At 57.9% G+C, this 14,424-nt stretch carries 17 protein-coding genes and 2 pseudogenes; 4 read left to right on the forward strand and 15 right to left on the reverse strand.

The window, feature by feature from the left end; translation table 11 throughout:
- Positions 1-83: 83 nt before the first annotated feature.
- The 3 genes from BSP239C_RS21470 to BSP239C_RS20580 all read right to left on the reverse strand — a co-directional run bounded on the left by BSP239C_RS21470 (position 84) and on the right by BSP239C_RS20580 (position 2,393).
- Complete coding sequence (locus BSP239C_RS21470) at positions 84-266, reverse strand: DUF5819 family protein (protein ID WP_374701053.1); 183 nt, start codon at positions 264-266, stop codon at positions 84-86.
- 100 nt (positions 267-366) lie between these two features.
- The gene (locus tag BSP239C_RS19195) at positions 367-2,160 is read right to left on the reverse strand and encodes an alpha/beta fold hydrolase (RefSeq protein WP_101574944.1); all 1,794 of its coding nucleotides are present in this window, start codon (positions 2,158-2,160) and stop codon (positions 367-369) included.
- Positions 2,161-2,237: 77 nt separating this feature from the next.
- Complete coding sequence (locus tag BSP239C_RS20580) at positions 2,238-2,393, reverse strand: cypemycin family RiPP (protein ID WP_180959110.1); 156 nt, start codon at positions 2,391-2,393, stop codon at positions 2,238-2,240.
- A 357-nt stretch (positions 2,394-2,750) separates the two neighbouring features.
- On the opposite strand from BSP239C_RS20580, the gene BSP239C_RS21475 reads away from it, so the two are divergent.
- On the forward strand, positions 2,751-3,041 hold the full coding sequence (locus BSP239C_RS21475; protein WP_101574966.1) for an SOS response-associated peptidase family protein: 291 nt from the start codon (positions 2,751-2,753) through the stop codon (positions 3,039-3,041).
- A gap of 23 nt (positions 3,042-3,064) precedes the next feature.
- On the opposite strand, the gene BSP239C_RS19205 is transcribed toward BSP239C_RS21475, so the two are convergent.
- The 5 genes and pseudogenes from BSP239C_RS19205 to BSP239C_RS19225 all read right to left on the reverse strand — a co-directional run bounded on the left by BSP239C_RS19205 (position 3,065) and on the right by BSP239C_RS19225 (position 7,175).
- Positions 3,065-3,841, reverse strand: coding sequence for a hypothetical protein (locus BSP239C_RS19205; protein WP_145997505.1), 777 nt, complete (start codon positions 3,839-3,841; stop codon positions 3,065-3,067).
- A gap of 154 nt (positions 3,842-3,995) precedes the next feature.
- Entirely contained in the window at positions 3,996-4,532 is a 537-nt protein-coding gene (locus tag BSP239C_RS19210) for a hypothetical protein (RefSeq protein WP_145997506.1), read from the reverse strand.
- Between the two features lie 119 nt (positions 4,533-4,651).
- Positions 4,652-5,053, reverse strand: a pseudogene (locus BSP239C_RS19215) (recombinase family protein); the annotation flags it as partial.
- 228 nt (positions 5,054-5,281) lie between these two features.
- On the reverse strand, positions 5,282-5,827 hold the full coding sequence (locus tag BSP239C_RS19220; RefSeq protein WP_101574948.1) for a CPBP family intramembrane glutamic endopeptidase: 546 nt from the start codon (positions 5,825-5,827) through the stop codon (positions 5,282-5,284).
- 367 nt (positions 5,828-6,194) lie between these two features.
- Positions 6,195-7,175: an NAD-dependent epimerase/dehydratase family protein gene (locus tag BSP239C_RS19225; protein ID WP_101574949.1), complete on the reverse strand. Its 981-nt coding sequence runs from the start codon at positions 7,173-7,175 to the stop codon at positions 6,195-6,197.
- A gap of 49 nt (positions 7,176-7,224) precedes the next feature.
- Between BSP239C_RS19225 and BSP239C_RS19230 the strand changes: the two genes are divergently transcribed.
- The 3 genes from BSP239C_RS19230 (at position 7,225) to BSP239C_RS19240 (ending at position 9,008) form a co-directional block, all read left to right on the forward strand.
- On the forward strand, positions 7,225-7,908 hold the full coding sequence (locus tag BSP239C_RS19230; RefSeq protein WP_145997507.1) for a hypothetical protein: 684 nt from the start codon (positions 7,225-7,227) through the stop codon (positions 7,906-7,908).
- Positions 7,909-8,030: 122 nt separating this feature from the next.
- A complete protein-coding gene (locus BSP239C_RS19235; protein ID WP_101574951.1) occupies positions 8,031-8,702 on the forward strand; it encodes a DUF2637 domain-containing protein in 672 nt (223 codons plus the stop codon).
- 117 nt (positions 8,703-8,819) lie between these two features.
- Positions 8,820-9,008 (forward strand): hypothetical protein, encoded by a 189-nt coding sequence (locus BSP239C_RS19240; protein ID WP_101574952.1) that lies wholly within the window; start codon positions 8,820-8,822, stop codon positions 9,006-9,008.
- On the opposite strand, the pseudogene BSP239C_RS19245 reads toward BSP239C_RS19240, so the two are convergent.
- The 7 genes and pseudogenes from BSP239C_RS19245 to BSP239C_RS19275 all read right to left on the reverse strand — a co-directional run.
- Positions 8,980-9,453 (reverse strand): annotated as a pseudogene (locus BSP239C_RS19245) (IS3 family transposase); the annotation flags it as partial. The gene BSP239C_RS19240 and the pseudogene BSP239C_RS19245 overlap by 29 nt on opposite strands.
- Positions 9,454-9,560: 107 nt before the next feature.
- Positions 9,561-10,994: a group II intron reverse transcriptase/maturase gene (ltrA, locus tag BSP239C_RS19250; RefSeq protein WP_101574953.1), complete on the reverse strand. Its 1,434-nt coding sequence runs from the start codon at positions 10,992-10,994 to the stop codon at positions 9,561-9,563.
- A gap of 545 nt (positions 10,995-11,539) precedes the next feature.
- Positions 11,540-12,025, reverse strand: a complete 486-nt coding sequence (locus BSP239C_RS20840) for a hypothetical protein (RefSeq protein WP_180959111.1) — start codon at positions 12,023-12,025, stop codon at positions 11,540-11,542.
- Positions 12,022-12,330, reverse strand: a complete 309-nt coding sequence (locus BSP239C_RS20970; protein WP_219618934.1) for a transposase — start codon at positions 12,328-12,330, stop codon at positions 12,022-12,024. Before BSP239C_RS20970 ends, BSP239C_RS20840 begins: the two co-directional genes overlap by 4 nt.
- Positions 12,331-12,391: 61 nt before the next feature.
- The gene (locus tag BSP239C_RS19265; RefSeq protein WP_101574954.1) at positions 12,392-12,916 is read right to left on the reverse strand and encodes a hypothetical protein; all 525 of its coding nucleotides are present in this window, start codon (positions 12,914-12,916) and stop codon (positions 12,392-12,394) included.
- Positions 12,917-13,164: 248 nt separating this feature from the next.
- Entirely contained in the window at positions 13,165-13,566 is a 402-nt protein-coding gene (locus BSP239C_RS19270; protein WP_101574967.1) for a heme-binding protein, read from the reverse strand.
- 32 nt (positions 13,567-13,598) lie between these two features.
- Positions 13,599-14,375, reverse strand: coding sequence for an SDR family oxidoreductase (locus BSP239C_RS19275; protein WP_101574955.1), 777 nt, complete (start codon positions 14,373-14,375; stop codon positions 13,599-13,601).
- Positions 14,376-14,424 lie beyond the last annotated feature (49 nt).

The raw sequence follows: 14,424 nt of genomic DNA on the forward strand, positions 1-14,424 counted from the left end.
TCTATAATCATGAACGGCCCCACGGATCCCTCGACGGATTAACACCGTCGAGATGCTGGGAACGCTGGAGTGCAGAGAACCAATTAGCTATCGCATAGCCGCTGGACTGCTAACAGGGGCCCAATCAGGGTGAGGTCTTTCCAATCGCTGACCTGTGTTCCTTCAGCATCGCGAGTACGCACCAAAACGTGTACGTTCTGGTTGCCTGGGTTGGGCGCGAAAAACCTCCAGCCCGGCACTGTCCATCCTCCCACGTAAGGACGCATATCCAGATTGTAAGAATCTGGTGTATTTTGCAGTGCTGTCGCTGCGACATGGGCTCCAATGGCCCCAATCGCCGCGATGCCAAGGGCGGTGCTCACAAAGTTAGATTTCACTGACGACTTCCCTTATGATCGCCGCGACATGCTTCGAATGTGACTGATAGCCGATGATTGACCGATGAGACGACTCTTCGACGAGTTCGTAAGGTGCAGAGAGCTTATCCGCAAGAGTTCGTTGCTGGTCGGCGTTTTCAGCCGAGGCAACGACAAAACGTGGTGGCCCGCTCACAATCAATTCAGTCACTCTGGTGATATCGGTATCGAAGTACTCCCGAATTGCCCTGTAGATATTTTTCGGAGCAAACGCAAACTGTACAACCCCACTCTGCTCATCAGGGGCATAAGCAGATTGCCTCGCGACCGTGTGAGGAACAAAGTTGTATATCCCTGTCAGCGCTACAAACATCGAACCACATTGCGACTGGAGGTATTTGGCAGCTCGCTGACGATCGCTGCGGTTAATGTGCAGAAGCTCAGGATCGGTGCCATCAACGAGGACTACTCTGGAAACATGGCGGCCTCGCAACTCCCGGTGAAGATAGTCTGCGATTTTGATGAGGCCGAAAGAATGACCGACGACCACAATGGGTCCGGTAGATTCAATATGCTCAAGGAGAGCTTCGACGATGTCGCCTGGGGGAAGCTTCGTTGTGGTCAACCCGTACCCTGCCCGGTGGTATGAGAGTACGTGGTAGTGGTCTGAAAGCTCTTCAGCTACCCAGGTCCACGCTTCCAACGCACTGCCGAGGCCAGCTTCGAAAATGATCACCGGAGCCGTGTTTGAGTCAATTTCGTCACGTTTTGGGCCGCTCCATTTGAACTCAATGTTTCCGTCAGCGACCGAAAGTTGAGAAGTACCTTTGAGCCCTTGTCTGCGATCGTTATCTCGCTGCCTCAAAGTCGCCGCGTACACTCCACTCATGTAGGCCACGACGCCAGCAGATCCTAGCGCTGAATACTCGAGTTTCGACAATCTCTTCTCCCCACGTTCTGAGCTGCCAATCACGTACTTAACGGCGCCATGGGAGCCTGTGAAGCCCCACACGAATCGTGGAAGCTCCATGACTGCAGCAACTCCGAGGTGGAAGACCTTGACAAGGCTGAGGCCGCACGTTGCCCATCTAGTGGGCAAAATGTACAGGATGGGAAAAGTAAGCTCCCATATCGGAGTGACCCAGGTTGCACCCTTCATCAACCGATGAGACTTCTTCAAGGCCTGCGCTGCGGGACTGCCTCCATACACCTGTGTCTGGAGGATTTCGGCTACGGCCTCCCCACGCACCCAACTTGGTCCGAAAGCTTTTGACAGCCCCGATACAAAGTAGCTCAATCCTGCTTGAACATTGACGGCGCGAAGGAACACGTCATCAGATCTATCCCTATTCGGTATCAATGCTGAGATTGCTCGGTACTGGGTAATGACACTAGTCATCTGATCGGCACCGTCTCGCCCATACGGAGTCCTGTGCTCGCTCAACGCTGTACTAATAGACAAGGCAGTCGCAGCAACAATCTGCGGGTTTCTTCTTCCCCGGCTTAAGAGCAATGTGACCGCTGCGCCGAGCGTCGTCAGGGACAGTGCCTTCGCAGCAAATGGTGTGTCAAGAAGAGTCAGGAGTCCATGATTCAGCGTCTGTGGTCGAGAGTCTCTCGCTGAGGTTCCTCGCAGCAGCTGGTCTGATTGATACAGTTTCGCGACGCAGAGGTTTTCGACTGAAGCGAGAATCTGACCAATTGCGATCGGTGTAAATGTCGCGTCAAGCGCTTCTTGCTGAGTGTATGAACTGCTACCAACGTTAAGTATTGACTTCACGTTGCGCGACACTTTATCGAACATGAATCTCCTGAGGGTACGTACGAGCCCGAACAACGACTCGCCAGGGCTCCAAGAACCCTGGCGAGCAGAAGAGACTTTCAGCAAATGAGGCAAATAGTGCTTCCTTGGATGACGAACTGCACCGCGGTCGGTGTCGTCATCGCAGGCGCCGAGGCGTCGGCCTTCAGCCCGGCTTCTGCCGATCCCATAGCCGAGTTGGCGAAATTCTGAACATCCATAACTTCGGTATCCATAGCATTCCTTTCACTCATGTGCGCGATCTACGCACTTCATACGTTATTTCGCTGGATAGATTTCGGGGTGACACCATGTTGATTCACATACTACTCACAGACAGTGCAAGACAACGTATTTACCACAGACTTTGTAATCACACCTTACGTTCGAAACATTCACAATGAATATTTCTTTGAATACAGCAGTCGATCTCGATACTCAGCCCTGTGCAGAGAGGCCAACTACTGACTCCGCAACAGGTGCAGGTGGTCTTTTGCAACACGCCCGCTCTCCCGAATGCAATAAACGGTGTCAAATCCAGACACCAGACAGAAGCGAACAGGAAGTTTGCGGCATAACCGAGTAGTCCCCGTATCGACCGCCGTCATACCTCCAACAAGCTACTCTCCGTTGACGCTTGGACGCTCACAGCCACAATCGTCACTCGCCCGGCGACCGGTGACGTCGCTGAGCTCCACGAACGGGCGCCGGTCATTCTTCCATCCGACTTCGTCGACGAATGGGTTGATGCAGGAACAGAAGGCGATCAGTCTCTCGTCGACGCCGCTGTCGATGCCTCAACGCCCCAGCTTGAACAGCTGGAATTCCACGAGGTCGCCAAGCTCACCGGTGACGGACCTGAGTTGATGAAGCCCTCAAGCTGAGTTCGCGTTAGGTGCAACGCCTTTCAGACTTCCTCAACCCTCAAAGCCGCGCGGATATGCTGCCAGAACGAGCGATGCTTTGGCTCCCTGATCTCCTCCTCGTCAACGACAACGGTTGGTACGGTGTCGACGAACTTCGGGTAAACGCGCGTGTACGCAGCACTGATAAGGCGGCGATCGGCATCAGGTTCCAGAGCCCAGGTGTAAGGTAAATCGACCTTCAATCGCGGCGAGAACACCTTGGAGTGTGCAGGTGGCGCTTCGTCGATCCACCCACGCTGTGATATTGCCTCTGCATGGCGACGCCTCTCATTCGTGTCAGTCCAGATCACCACCTCGTCTCCGGCCACCAATGGCTCATACCCGTCAACGACGCGCGCCGGAAACTGAGTCAGGCGCAGAGCCTTGACTGTGTGCACTCTATGCCGAGAATCCCCAGTCTCATAGATGGGGCCGTTTGGACCCTGGTGGCGAAAGACTTGCAGTCGGCTCATTCTCGAAATCCAGTCACCGAAGTCAGGATCCTCAGAGTCAACGAGGCCCTGAACGATCTGTCGGTAGGAGTCCCCGCGGTTATTCACTCCGCCCCATTCGAGCGCCTCTCCACCGTCGACGATTAAATCGACGGAGACATTGATGGTCTCGTTCACGGAGCGCTGGGAGCCGTAGTTTCTTGTCATCAGCGGAACGGGCGGGTTGACGTTCATCTGAACCCACCGTGAGTCCAACCACTCTTGGGCCGTGCCGAAGGCGACCACTTCACTCTTCACCTGCGCCAGCTCTTCGATCATTTCAGTCACGATTGGTTCGCCTCCTCTGCTTCGACGGCCTGCGATTTGCAAGCTCTCAAAACCAGTCTGGCATTTGCCAGGGGCAACCTTCGTATCCTCGCGGTGCAGCCACTTTTCAAGACGCCAACGACCGACAGTTGCAGCGGTTACGCGCTCGCGCGTGCTAAGCGTCGCGACGAGACAGTATGAGCTCCGTCGCGAAGGCCCGAACATCGTCAAAATTGGCGTCTGGCCCAAGCGGACGCAGATTAGCCTTATGGACACCCTGGGCCCGGAGGATTTTGCTCGGCTGGACGTAGCCATCGGCATCGTAGAGTGCAGTTCCGTCTGTCCACGCCATGTATTTGCGATCGGTCTTGCGTGATGGAGTCTTCGAGGTGATCTCGCTGGCCACCTCGACGATGCGGGCGCGCCGACATCTCAAAGAGACCCCAGTTGGGTAGTCGACGTCGTGAGAAGTCGCCCCTTCTGGCCGGACTAGGTACACGGCGGCTGTGCCGAGACCTTGGGCCGAGCGGACCGCAGTGTCATGTGCCAGGTCGTAGTCTGTCGTGATGTACGCGAAGTTGGGGTCGTAGTCGTAATGGTCACCGATTTTCGCCCATTCAGCTTCGACAATCTGGCTCATCGGTATGATGTCATCTCCGACGCGCAGTCCGGTGATGCCGCCATGCCAATAGCTCGTGACAGAATCCGCCATTGCCCTGATCTTCCGAGCTCGTGCGCCTTTGCCCATGTTCCCACCTATCCTGAGCTGTGCCTTCTGCAATTTACGCGATAAGGAGTCATGCTGGCCTGCCGGACAACATGGATACCAGTCTATTGGGGCAGCGCCCGAGATCGCCGGTAAAAGGTTGCACGAGACATCCCGAGATCGCGTGCGACCGCGGCTGTCGGTTCACCGCTTTCGACCAAGCGAACAGCGTTGCGGATCTGGCTGTCAGTGATTCGGCGAGGCCGGCCGCCAAGGTCGAGGCCTGCTTCTCTTCGTTTCTTGACTGAGTCGATGACACGTTCACGTTTGATCTCAAGTTCCATCTGCGCCAAGGCAGCCATGATCGTGAACAGCATCGATCCCATGGACGTTGCGGTGTCAACATCTCCTCCGCCGAGGTTGAGGACTCGCAGTCCAGCTCCACTGGCTCTAAGCGCCTCAGCAAAGGCGAGCATGTTCTGTGTGGATCTGCCAAGGCGATCGAGAGTCGTGATCACGAGAGTGTCTGTCAGTTTCAGAAGTTGACTGCATGAATGTCAGAAGTCGTCTGCACTGTGATTGTCGGCGCTAAATGGCGGTGTTCTGACAGCGATAAATGGCGTGGCTTATGTTGAAATGGCTCGGCCTCATGCCGAAATCGGGCGACAGCCAACCGGCCAGCGAGCTTGTCTTCGATGAGAGGTCAGATTGGCCATGCCGGGGCGATTCGAGCGCGTTGCTGTGTTGCCTACTGCTCAGGCGGCAAGGAGGCCGGCGGCGACGTTTGCGATCGTGTGAACGGCAGCGCCGGGCACAAAGGAGTCGGCCTTGTGCCGCAACCACCCCAGGAGCCATCCCGCAACGAACTGCACCGGGATAAGAGGCCACAAGCGCGTATCGACCAGTAACAGCCCCAGGTGGGGCACCAGAAAGATCAGCGTCTGGATGAGGTTGCCCCAGCCGAAGCCAAGCCTCCGGAAGAGAACACCGCTGACCAACCCTCGGAAGAAGACTTCTTCACCGACGGCACGCAAGATCACGCCGACTGCAGCTCCGATCGAGGTCAGCTGAGCGATCGAGACCCCGGGTAACTCCAGTGCATCCGCCGGTACAAGAACAATCGCAAGCCAACCCGACAGCACGAGCGGAAGCAGCAGAAGCGTCGCCCAGCCATAAGCGGACGCAGAGCCCCAGGAGACCCCCGCCCGAGTCATGGCTGAACGGAAGCTCCTGTCTTCACCACGTGACTGCACGGCCAGATACACGACGGTCGGAATGCAGAACAGGACGAAGACAGCCATGGGCACAGCCTATCGAGGGCAGCGCGTTGATCAAGCTGAACGCGAGGTCCGCTCGCAATCTCAGGCAACTACAGGTTTTTGAGACGCGCGGCCGGGCAATGGTGGAACCGTCTTGAGCTGAGCCTGTGAGTCACAGCGGTGAATGGCACGGTTATCACAGAGTTAAATGGCCGATCGTGCTCCGTCATGTCTTTTTGGAGATCCCGTCATGACCTCTCCGGACACGGGTTCCCGATACGGGGCCATCACTCGTGAGTGGCACCTCCTGAGCACCGTTGACGATGGCCGCGACGCATCGTTTCAGGCAAGTCATCGAGGTGTCCCGCGAAAGACCACCTATCGGATCATGGTGAGCGCTGGGCCGCGTTCAGTCGCCGACGACCACAGCTTCACGGACGCGTCGCTCGGTTTCATCACTGAGTCCGGCACCGACAGGCCCGCCCCGTGACTCCTCGTATACAAGAGCGTCCAAGAGAGTTTTTTCCAAAGGCTTGAGGGTGAGTCCACACTGCCGGGCACGGCGAGTATCGGCAGTAGCCGCGTACCGCATTGCGGGGTCAGGGAGCCACCACGGCAGGCTGTCGCCACCCATCCAGGGACTGACATTCGCACGTGCAAGCACAGTGCCCACTACGGGCCTAGCGGGAATGTGGCTGTCAGCGGTGCGACGAGAGACCTGGATCGCTTCGCCCAACGTCAGCCTGGGACCTGTGGCGTTGAAGGTACCAATGATGCACTCTTCGGCGCAGTGAACCATCCAAGCAGCCAGGTCCTTGACGTCGATCATCGCGATTGGGAACTCAAGATCATCGGGCACCAAAACGTCGTCACCAGTGGGGTGGGCGAACCGCCACGGATAATAGCCGCTGCGCCCCGTATCGTCGCCGTCACCGGCTATCAAGCCAGCTCGAATGATCGTGCAGGACTCGTTTCCCGCGCGGACAGCGTCCTCGCAGGCGACCTTGGCCGACCCGTAGTCCTGCATGGCCGAGAGTGTGTCTGCGGCCAGGGGTTCATGGATTGGAGAATCCTCGTCCTGCTCGCAGACATCACCACGCTGGTAAACATTCAGAGAGGATACATAGATCCAGTGCTGCGCCCACAGCTCCACCACCGCACTCCGGACATGTCCGGGCTGCGTCGCCAGATCCACGACAGCGTCCCACTGACGCCCCGCCACCTCTCTCAGCCCGTCAGTACGGTCGCGGTCGGCTCGGACAAAGACGGCCGACTCGGGCACTGCTTGAGTGCCTCGTGCCAAACAGGTCACGTCATGGCCGGCGTCGACGAAGAGGTGGACCAGCTGTCGGCCGAGCTGGCCGCTTCCGCCCAGGATAAGGATCTGCATGCATGTCACTATGCCTGCCCGATATGTTGTCTCGCTACCAGCTACTGCTATGAGCGTAATTACCGTTGCGATCGCTGGCAGTGGCCGTCTCAGTTCCTTGGTAGCGGGACGATCTGGGTCAGAAGCCGAATCGGTCGTCGGCGAGCGGGTGCCCGACAACGAGCGCACCCCCGAGTTCCGAGATGATGATGATCCTGAAAAGGTCCGGCTCTACGGAACGCACGCCGAGCGGGAGGCCAAAGCTGATGAGTCTGCTCAAAAGCGCGATGCTGAAGCCAAGGCCCACCGCCGTCGGCCAAAATATGCCGGGTTCACACCTAAGCTCACCACCAATCAGTCACAGAAGCTGATACGAACGGCCGTCAACATTGATGGCACTCCCAAGTCGATGTATGCAGTCGTCAACGAAGGGGTGCCGGGTAAAGTCGCATACTTCAACGGAAACAAAGTTGAGCATTTAATCGAGCACCCGACTGATCCTGAACGCGTCATCCCGGTCAGCAAGCAGATTTGGGACAAATTCGATGCTCCAGATATCCGCACTCCACGCGAGAGGATTGATCTGGACATCAATGTGGAACAACACAAGGTCGATCAACTGGAGCTTCAAGCGAAATCGCTGTCATCAGTGTCCTTCGACCAGGGACGGCAACCCCACGACGAGCTGAGAGAAGCCACAGCCAGGATCAATGAGCTCCGCGAAAAAAGAGATGCGCCGCCCGAAGATTCTTGACCCGCACGGGCCGAGCGCACTAAGGACCCTACTTACACGAAAAACCGCCTGATTCTGTCTCATGTCAGGCGGTTTTGCTATTGTCAGCTCACGTGCGGCGGATTAAACCTGAATCAGACTCAATGGCGGCCTCGGCGCTCTTGCTGGCCGTGCTCGTCGCCGTGGCTTCTTTCGCTGTTTCCTTCACCGGCCTCATCGCCGCTGCCGGGTGGGCGGGGATCCCTCGTCCGTTGCGTCCGGCAGTACCAATCGTCGTTGATCTCTCGATCCTCGTCTTCACCGTCGCAGCTGTCGTTGCCAGGGCCCGCGGGGAAGGCGTCCGGCTTGCCTGGTCGTCGGTGGGTTTCTTCACTGTCGTGTCGATGATCACCAATGCCACTCACGCACTGAGCGACGGCAACTCGACAGCCACGACACTCCCTGCCCTCGTTGTTGGCTCGTTCATCGCTAGTCTCATGCCACTTGCGTGCCTTATCTCCACTCACACAGCAGTATCTGTCGCCGTAGCGCCCCCACAAGGTTTCAATGCCGCCAGGCGCCGCGCAGAACGTGCCCGAGTCGACCGATCCGCCACAGCGGCGGCTGAAATATCTCCCGCGCCACCTGTGGCTGCAATGAGCTCGCCTCACAAATCACCGGTCCTTAAAGCCGCAACAGATTCGTCCAGACCCGTCGATGTCGACGCTGTTGTAGAGATGAAGCAGGCCGGAAAATCTCACCGGGAGATCGCCGATACTTTAGGCACCTCGAAGTCGACCATTCAGAGGTTGCTGTCGAAATCGGTTGTTGCCTAGCTGTCTCACAAAAAATTTCGTTGCACCGTGTTCCTATCGCGATTTGCCGCACGTATTGATGGTGACCGCAAAAATCAGGTTGATGATTGACCTGCTGAGGAACTGAGGAATAGACACATGAGCATGATCGCTACGGATCGCGAGATCCTGACACCGGCACAGTTGGCTGACGAGCTTTGCGTCACGACGGGGCATCTTGCCCAGCTTCGTTTCACGGGACAGGGGCCACGTTTCATGAAGCTCGGGACTGATGCAAAGAAGGGTGACAGCGTGAGTGTCATGCTGCGAGAGCAACTGGCTCTATGATTGCTTCGTACTCTACTGGTGTCAATCGACCCAACCGGGCTTGTCGGCGACGTCGGTGATATGTCCGCTCGATCCACGTCACGATCGCGATTCTCAGCTGGTCACGGGTGGCCCACCTGCGACGGTCGAGAACGTTCTTCTGCAACAGGGCGAAGAACGATTCCATGGCCGCGTTATCGCCCGCTGCGCCGACTCGTCCCATCGACCCGATGATGCCATGACAGGCCAGAACCCGAGTGAATTTCTTCGACCGGAACTGGCTGCCGCGGTCGCTGTGCGTCACGCATCCAGCCACGTCACCGCGCCTGGTGACAGCCATCTCGAGGGCATCAACAGCCAACCGGGCCTTCATCCTCGAACTGATCGAATAACCGACGATGCGCGAGGAGTAGGCGTCCTTGACCGCGCAGAGGTACAGCTTGCCCTCATTCGTATGGTGCTCCGAGTAGGGTCGGACCGGGGCGCTCTGCCAGCCTCACGACTGGTAAGTTTCCCCGGCCCGCCCTCCGAACCGGACGTGCCCATTCCTGAGCATCCAGCTCTCCATGCCAATCAAGCCGCAGCACTGTCCCATGGCGTGGGAATACGAGTTCCCCGGAACCGATAGCGAGTCACTGGAACCCGACAGGCCCGGAAGAACTCGACTCCTTCCGTCCGTATCTCCCATCCAGGGAGGAAACGACGCACCACAGTATGCTTATTCAGCTTGGGGTGACGCTTATTCAACCAATTGACGATCCGCCAGAACGCGTAATGGTCAACGTAACTGAATGTCGCTTTCGACACCCCATGCTGGAAATACGCACACCACCCTCTCAACACCGGGTTCACCCGGCGGAGAAGATCGGCCAGCGTCCGATGTTGCGCTCTGCGAGTCAGACCGCGCATACGCTCCTTGATCGAAGCCAGAGACTTCTTCGACGGATACGTATACACCTGAGCCTGACCGCTGGTTCCCCTCTTCATCCGACGCTGGATGCGCCAGCCCAAGAAGTCGAACCCCTCATCAATGTGAGTCACTTTCGTTTTCTCCACCGATAGGCGCAAACCCATCGGCGCGAGCACTTCAGCCACCTCGTGCCACAGTGCCTCCACGTGCTCGACCGAACCGTGGACAAGGACAACGAAGTCATCCGCGTACCGGATCAGCTTCATCACCGGGATGCCCCTACGGCGCAGTTTCGCTCGCGTCCAGCTCGGACCCAGCGACTCCCACTTCTTTTGGAAGTGATCATCAAGCCCAGACAAGGCGATATTGGCCAGAAGTGGTGAAAGTATCCCTCCTTGCGGGGTGCCGGTGTGAGTGTTCCTATTGACACCATCCTCGCTGAGGATGCCTGCCTTGAGGAACCTTCTGACCAGAGCCAGGACCCTTTTGTCCGTGATTCGTCCACGCAAACGCTGAATCAGACCAGTGTGATCGATCTCGTCGAAACACGCAGTGATATCAGCCTCGAAGACCCACTCATAATTCAAAGGCCTCGACGTGAACTTATGAATCTCAGCAATCGCGTCCTGCGCACGCCGACGCGGCCGAAACCCATACGAGGACGGATAGAAGTCCGCCTCGAAGATCGGTTCCAGCACCAACTTCAGCGACGCCTGCACCACTCTGTCGGCCAGCGTTGGAATCCCCAACGAACGAGTCTTCCCATTCGACTTCGGGATCCTGCGCTCACGCACCGGCAAGGGTCGGAACTCACCAGTCTTCACCTGGCGGCGAATCATAGTGAGCACCTCAACGGCCTGACCATGAAGCAGGGACCGGGGTGCGACCCCATCGACTCCAGCAGTCCGACCGCCCTTGTTACCCCGCACTCGATCCCACCCTGCTACGAGGAAGGCCGGATCGTGGACAAGGTTGAACACATCATCGAAGACACGCCCCGGATCGGTGCGCGCCCATTGGTGCAATTTCGTCTGGATCGTAAGTACTCGATGCCATGCCGAAGTAATATCGACTGGCCCCGACACACCCGTATTCACCGGTGTCCCTCCTTTTCATCCCTACTTTCATTGCGGAATCGGCACTGAGTCCCTTCGCCATGTGGTCGGCTTTCCCGACCTCGGACTACTACGGACTCTCCGCCCCCACACCACTGGTATCAGTCGGCGACGGACCTTCCCTGCCGACCACGCATGGAATCCGTGGTCAGCAGGGACCAGCGGCGGGGTTCCCACGTTCACTATTCAACCGATTGACGGGATCGGTACCCAGCTTTACTCCTGCATCCTCGCCATAGCTACGCCGCAGGCTTTCACTATGGCCTCCCGGACCGGCGACATTCTCCGATCCGGAAGTTCCCTCGACTGGCACACCAGCCTCGGTCTGCGATGCAACCCGACCCCGATCCACCAGATTTCGAGTCGGTGGTCTGACTTGAGGAGCGTTCGGACACTGGTTCCTATGCGTGTACCTCTCCGTCGTGTTAGCCGAGCCCGACCCATCTGGCAGTACTGGAATCGTCTCGGCGTTGTCAGGGCTGCTTCCCGCCCTCGCTCCCATCCCGGAGTTCAGGCTGCCCTCAACTTCACCTGGCTGCTGCGACAGCCAGGCGGTGGTGGTCTCTCACCTCCACTCGGTTCAACAGCGCCTCGTGGCGCACAATGTCGGTCAACCACAGCTGGTTCGGGCCATCAGCTCGAAACTCGTGTCTGGTCCGTCCGTCGGCATCGACAACCGCGCATAGATCGTCGTGGACCGGTGGTCCCGGCTTCTTCCCGTTCTTGGCTCTGCCCTTGCCGAAGGCGGAGAACCAGTCATTGGACGAACATAACCGCCACGCAGTGCGTGCCGCCATGGGCTGGCCGGCCGCTTCGGCTTCGTCAGCGAGGTATCGGTACCCGAACTCGGGATCATCGCGGTGGGCATCGAAGAGCGCATTGGCCCGATATGCCTCAACGAGATCGGTATCAGGGACAGGCGCGGCCAGCCACCGGTAGTAAGGCTGGCGGGAGAGCTTCAAGACCCGGCACGACACCGCGACGGGGATCCCGTCGGCGGCGAGCTCTCTCACGAGCGGGTAGAGCCTTTTGACGGCAGGTTCGCCTGTGACAGATAGGCGGCCGCGCGGCGCAGGACCTCGTTCTCCTGCTCAAGCAATCGAGTCCGGCGCCGTAGCTCTCGTATTTCTGCTGATTCGTCGGTGGTGTTGCCGGGCTTGTTGCCGGCATCGATCTCGGCTTGGCGGATCCATTTGTTGATGGTGCCTTCGTGGACTCCGAAGTCCTTGGCGATCTGTCCGATCGTCGTCTTAGAATCCCTGGTCTGGACGACGCGGATGACGTCATCGCGGAATTCTTTCGGGTAGGGCTGTGGCATGGTGTCTATCCTTCCAGACTTGCTTTCAAACAAGCCAGACTAGATGTCACCTAACCCTGCATCAGTCCCCCTTCTCATCACAGTAGTCGACATAACTGTTAGCGATCGTCGCCAGGGCGAAACAAGTGTAGAGAAACTGTGGGTGGAAAGTCTCAACCTTAGCTTCGGAAGCCAGATCATTGAGGTGCTCAGACTCGTAGAGCAACGCCCCGAACGATTGCGTATCCGGTTCAAGGTTGGCAGCGTCTCTCGCCGCGACGATCAACTCATCCCCGTGCACCGCGGCGATCTCATCGGAAGCCACCAGGTCATCGATCGAATCGCGCACGACACCGACCGCGTGATCCACATCGAACGTTCGGGTGACGGGCTGCATGTGGGGGCCGGCCTTTTCCTCCCAATACCCCAGGTTCATAAAGGGTGAGCCGTCGCCGTACAGATCCCCGTAGCTTCGAGTATTGAAGAAGCCGAGCATGTCGGTAGTTCGGCGAAAGATCGACTGGACTCCGATGTCGCCGACGAAAGCTAGATATCCGGGCGCAGTGAGAATCTCCCAGTGCCAGGCCAATATTCCGGGCTTGCTCATACGCAGATGCCGGTAATCTCCGTTGTCGAAGATGACTTAAAGCTCGTGATCACCAGTGGTGGCGGTAAGCGTTTCCCAGTTGCGCGGGTACGGGTTCTGTCTTGGCGCGGTCGCCATAGTGCCTCCTGGCCGAATGAAGTGCTGTCGTTGAATAGAGAAATGGGGAACCGAGATGACTCGATTCCCCACTTACCTGTTGATTACTTCAACGCTTCGCTCGACGTACAACCATGCGCCGTGGCTGTTACCTAGCTGATGGCTGTTCGGGCGATCTCGGCATCCTGTTCCGGAGTCCCACCCGAGACTCCGAGCCCGCCGATGAGCTGTCCCTCGTCGTCGACTATCGGGACTCCCCCGCCCATGAGAAGGAGCCCTCCGTTCGTATGGTCAAAGTGTGGGAACGGCTCTCCAACCTGTAGTGGCGAGTTCAGGGCCTCGCTCGGTGCTTCGAACATGACCGAGGTCCGAGACTTCGCCAGTGCAAGATCGTTGGACGCTAACCAAGCTCCGTCCATTCGTTGGAAGGCGACGAGGTTCGCTCCGCCGTCGAGGACTGCAAAGACGGCATTCAAGCCGAGATCGCGCGCCTTCTCTTGCCCGGCGTCGATGATCTTGCTCGCGGCTTCCAGGGTGATCGTGGGGCGTGACATATTGTTCAAATCCTTTCTGATGATGACTGGCCTCAGGCCTTCTGCGTCCACTCAGTTTCCTGCCACTGCTTGGCGGCCTCGATGGTCTCCAGCGGTCTCATCGTCCGGTAGTCCGGGTCATCGGAGATGACTGTCTCGACCATTGCATCGACCATCTCCTGTGGATCCGCCTGATCCGCCAGCGAGGGGCCAAAATCGGGCATCGGAACGTGTGCGGTGCCGGCATCGTGCCACTGCACGTAGCTCTCGGCGCCAGTGTCGTTGAACCCGGTTCCGAAGACACCTGGATTGACTGTGGCAACCTTGATTCCGAATTGCTCGAGCTCGGCCTTCATCGAACCGGCGACAGCTTCGATCGCGTGCTTGGTGGCACAGTAGGCACCAAGGAATGGCACGACGAGTATCCCGCCCATGGACGACGTCCACACGATTCGACCACTCTTGCGGGCGATCATCTTCGGCACAATTGCCTGGACCAGTTCGAGGTGCCCGAACAGATTGATGTCGAACGATTCCCGCACGCGCTGAATCGGAATGTCGACGACGGCTCCGCCCTCCATGACTCCAGCGTTGAGAACGAGCACGTCCACGTCGAATGTTCCTGCATGTGCGACATCGATACTGTCGAGCAGGTTGAGCTTGATGACTGTCAGCTCGACTCCAGCTGCGACAGCATCAGCACGAAGGCTTCGGACCTGGGGCCAAGTCTCAGCTGCTGCGATCACCTCGTTGCCCTGCCGGGCGAGTTCAAGTGCGGCTCCCTGACCGAATCCGCTGCTGGCACCGGTGATGAGGATCTTCTGGGACATGGCTACTCCTTAGGTAACTATCTGGATACTTACGGACGAAAGCTTGTCA

The sequence above is a fragment of the Brevibacterium sp. 239c genome (assembly GCF_900169365.1).
In the GTDB taxonomy this organism is placed as follows: domain Bacteria; phylum Actinomycetota; class Actinomycetes; order Actinomycetales; family Brevibacteriaceae; genus Brevibacterium.

What these genes read in the sequence shown, in the direction of transcription:
- BSP239C_RS21470 (WP_374701053.1), bottom strand. Translation starts at nt 266, where the DNA reads ATGCGTCCTTACGTGGGAGGATGGACAGTGCCGGGCTGGAGGTTTTTC.
- BSP239C_RS19195 (WP_101574944.1), bottom strand. Translation starts at nt 2,160, where the DNA reads ATGTTCGATAAAGTGTCGCGCAACGTGAAGTCAATACTTAACGTTGGT.
- BSP239C_RS20580 (WP_180959110.1), bottom strand. Translation starts at nt 2,393, where the DNA reads ATGGATACCGAAGTTATGGATGTTCAGAATTTCGCCAACTCGGCTATG.
- BSP239C_RS19210 (WP_145997506.1), bottom strand. Translation starts at nt 4,532, where the DNA reads ATGGCGGATTCTGTCACGAGCTATTGGCATGGCGGCATCACCGGACTG.
- BSP239C_RS19220 (WP_101574948.1), bottom strand. Translation starts at nt 5,827, where the DNA reads ATGGCTGTCTTCGTCCTGTTCTGCATTCCGACCGTCGTGTATCTGGCC.
- BSP239C_RS19225 (WP_101574949.1), bottom strand. Translation starts at nt 7,175, where the DNA reads ATGCAGATCCTTATCCTGGGCGGAAGCGGCCAGCTCGGCCGACAGCTG.
- BSP239C_RS19230 (WP_145997507.1), top strand. Translation starts at nt 7,225, where the DNA reads ATGAGCGTAATTACCGTTGCGATCGCTGGCAGTGGCCGTCTCAGTTCC.
- BSP239C_RS19235 (WP_101574951.1), top strand. Translation starts at nt 8,031, where the DNA reads ATGGCGGCCTCGGCGCTCTTGCTGGCCGTGCTCGTCGCCGTGGCTTCT.
- BSP239C_RS19240 (WP_101574952.1), top strand. Translation starts at nt 8,820, where the DNA reads ATGAGCATGATCGCTACGGATCGCGAGATCCTGACACCGGCACAGTTG.
- BSP239C_RS20970 (WP_219618934.1), bottom strand. Translation starts at nt 12,330, where the DNA reads ATGCCACAGCCCTACCCGAAAGAATTCCGCGATGACGTCATCCGCGTC.
- BSP239C_RS19265 (WP_101574954.1), bottom strand. Translation starts at nt 12,916, where the DNA reads ATGAGCAAGCCCGGAATATTGGCCTGGCACTGGGAGATTCTCACTGCG.
- BSP239C_RS19270 (WP_101574967.1), bottom strand. Translation starts at nt 13,566, where the DNA reads ATGTCACGCCCCACGATCACCCTGGAAGCCGCGAGCAAGATCATCGAC.
- BSP239C_RS19275 (WP_101574955.1), bottom strand. Translation starts at nt 14,375, where the DNA reads ATGTCCCAGAAGATCCTCATCACCGGTGCCAGCAGCGGATTCGGTCAG.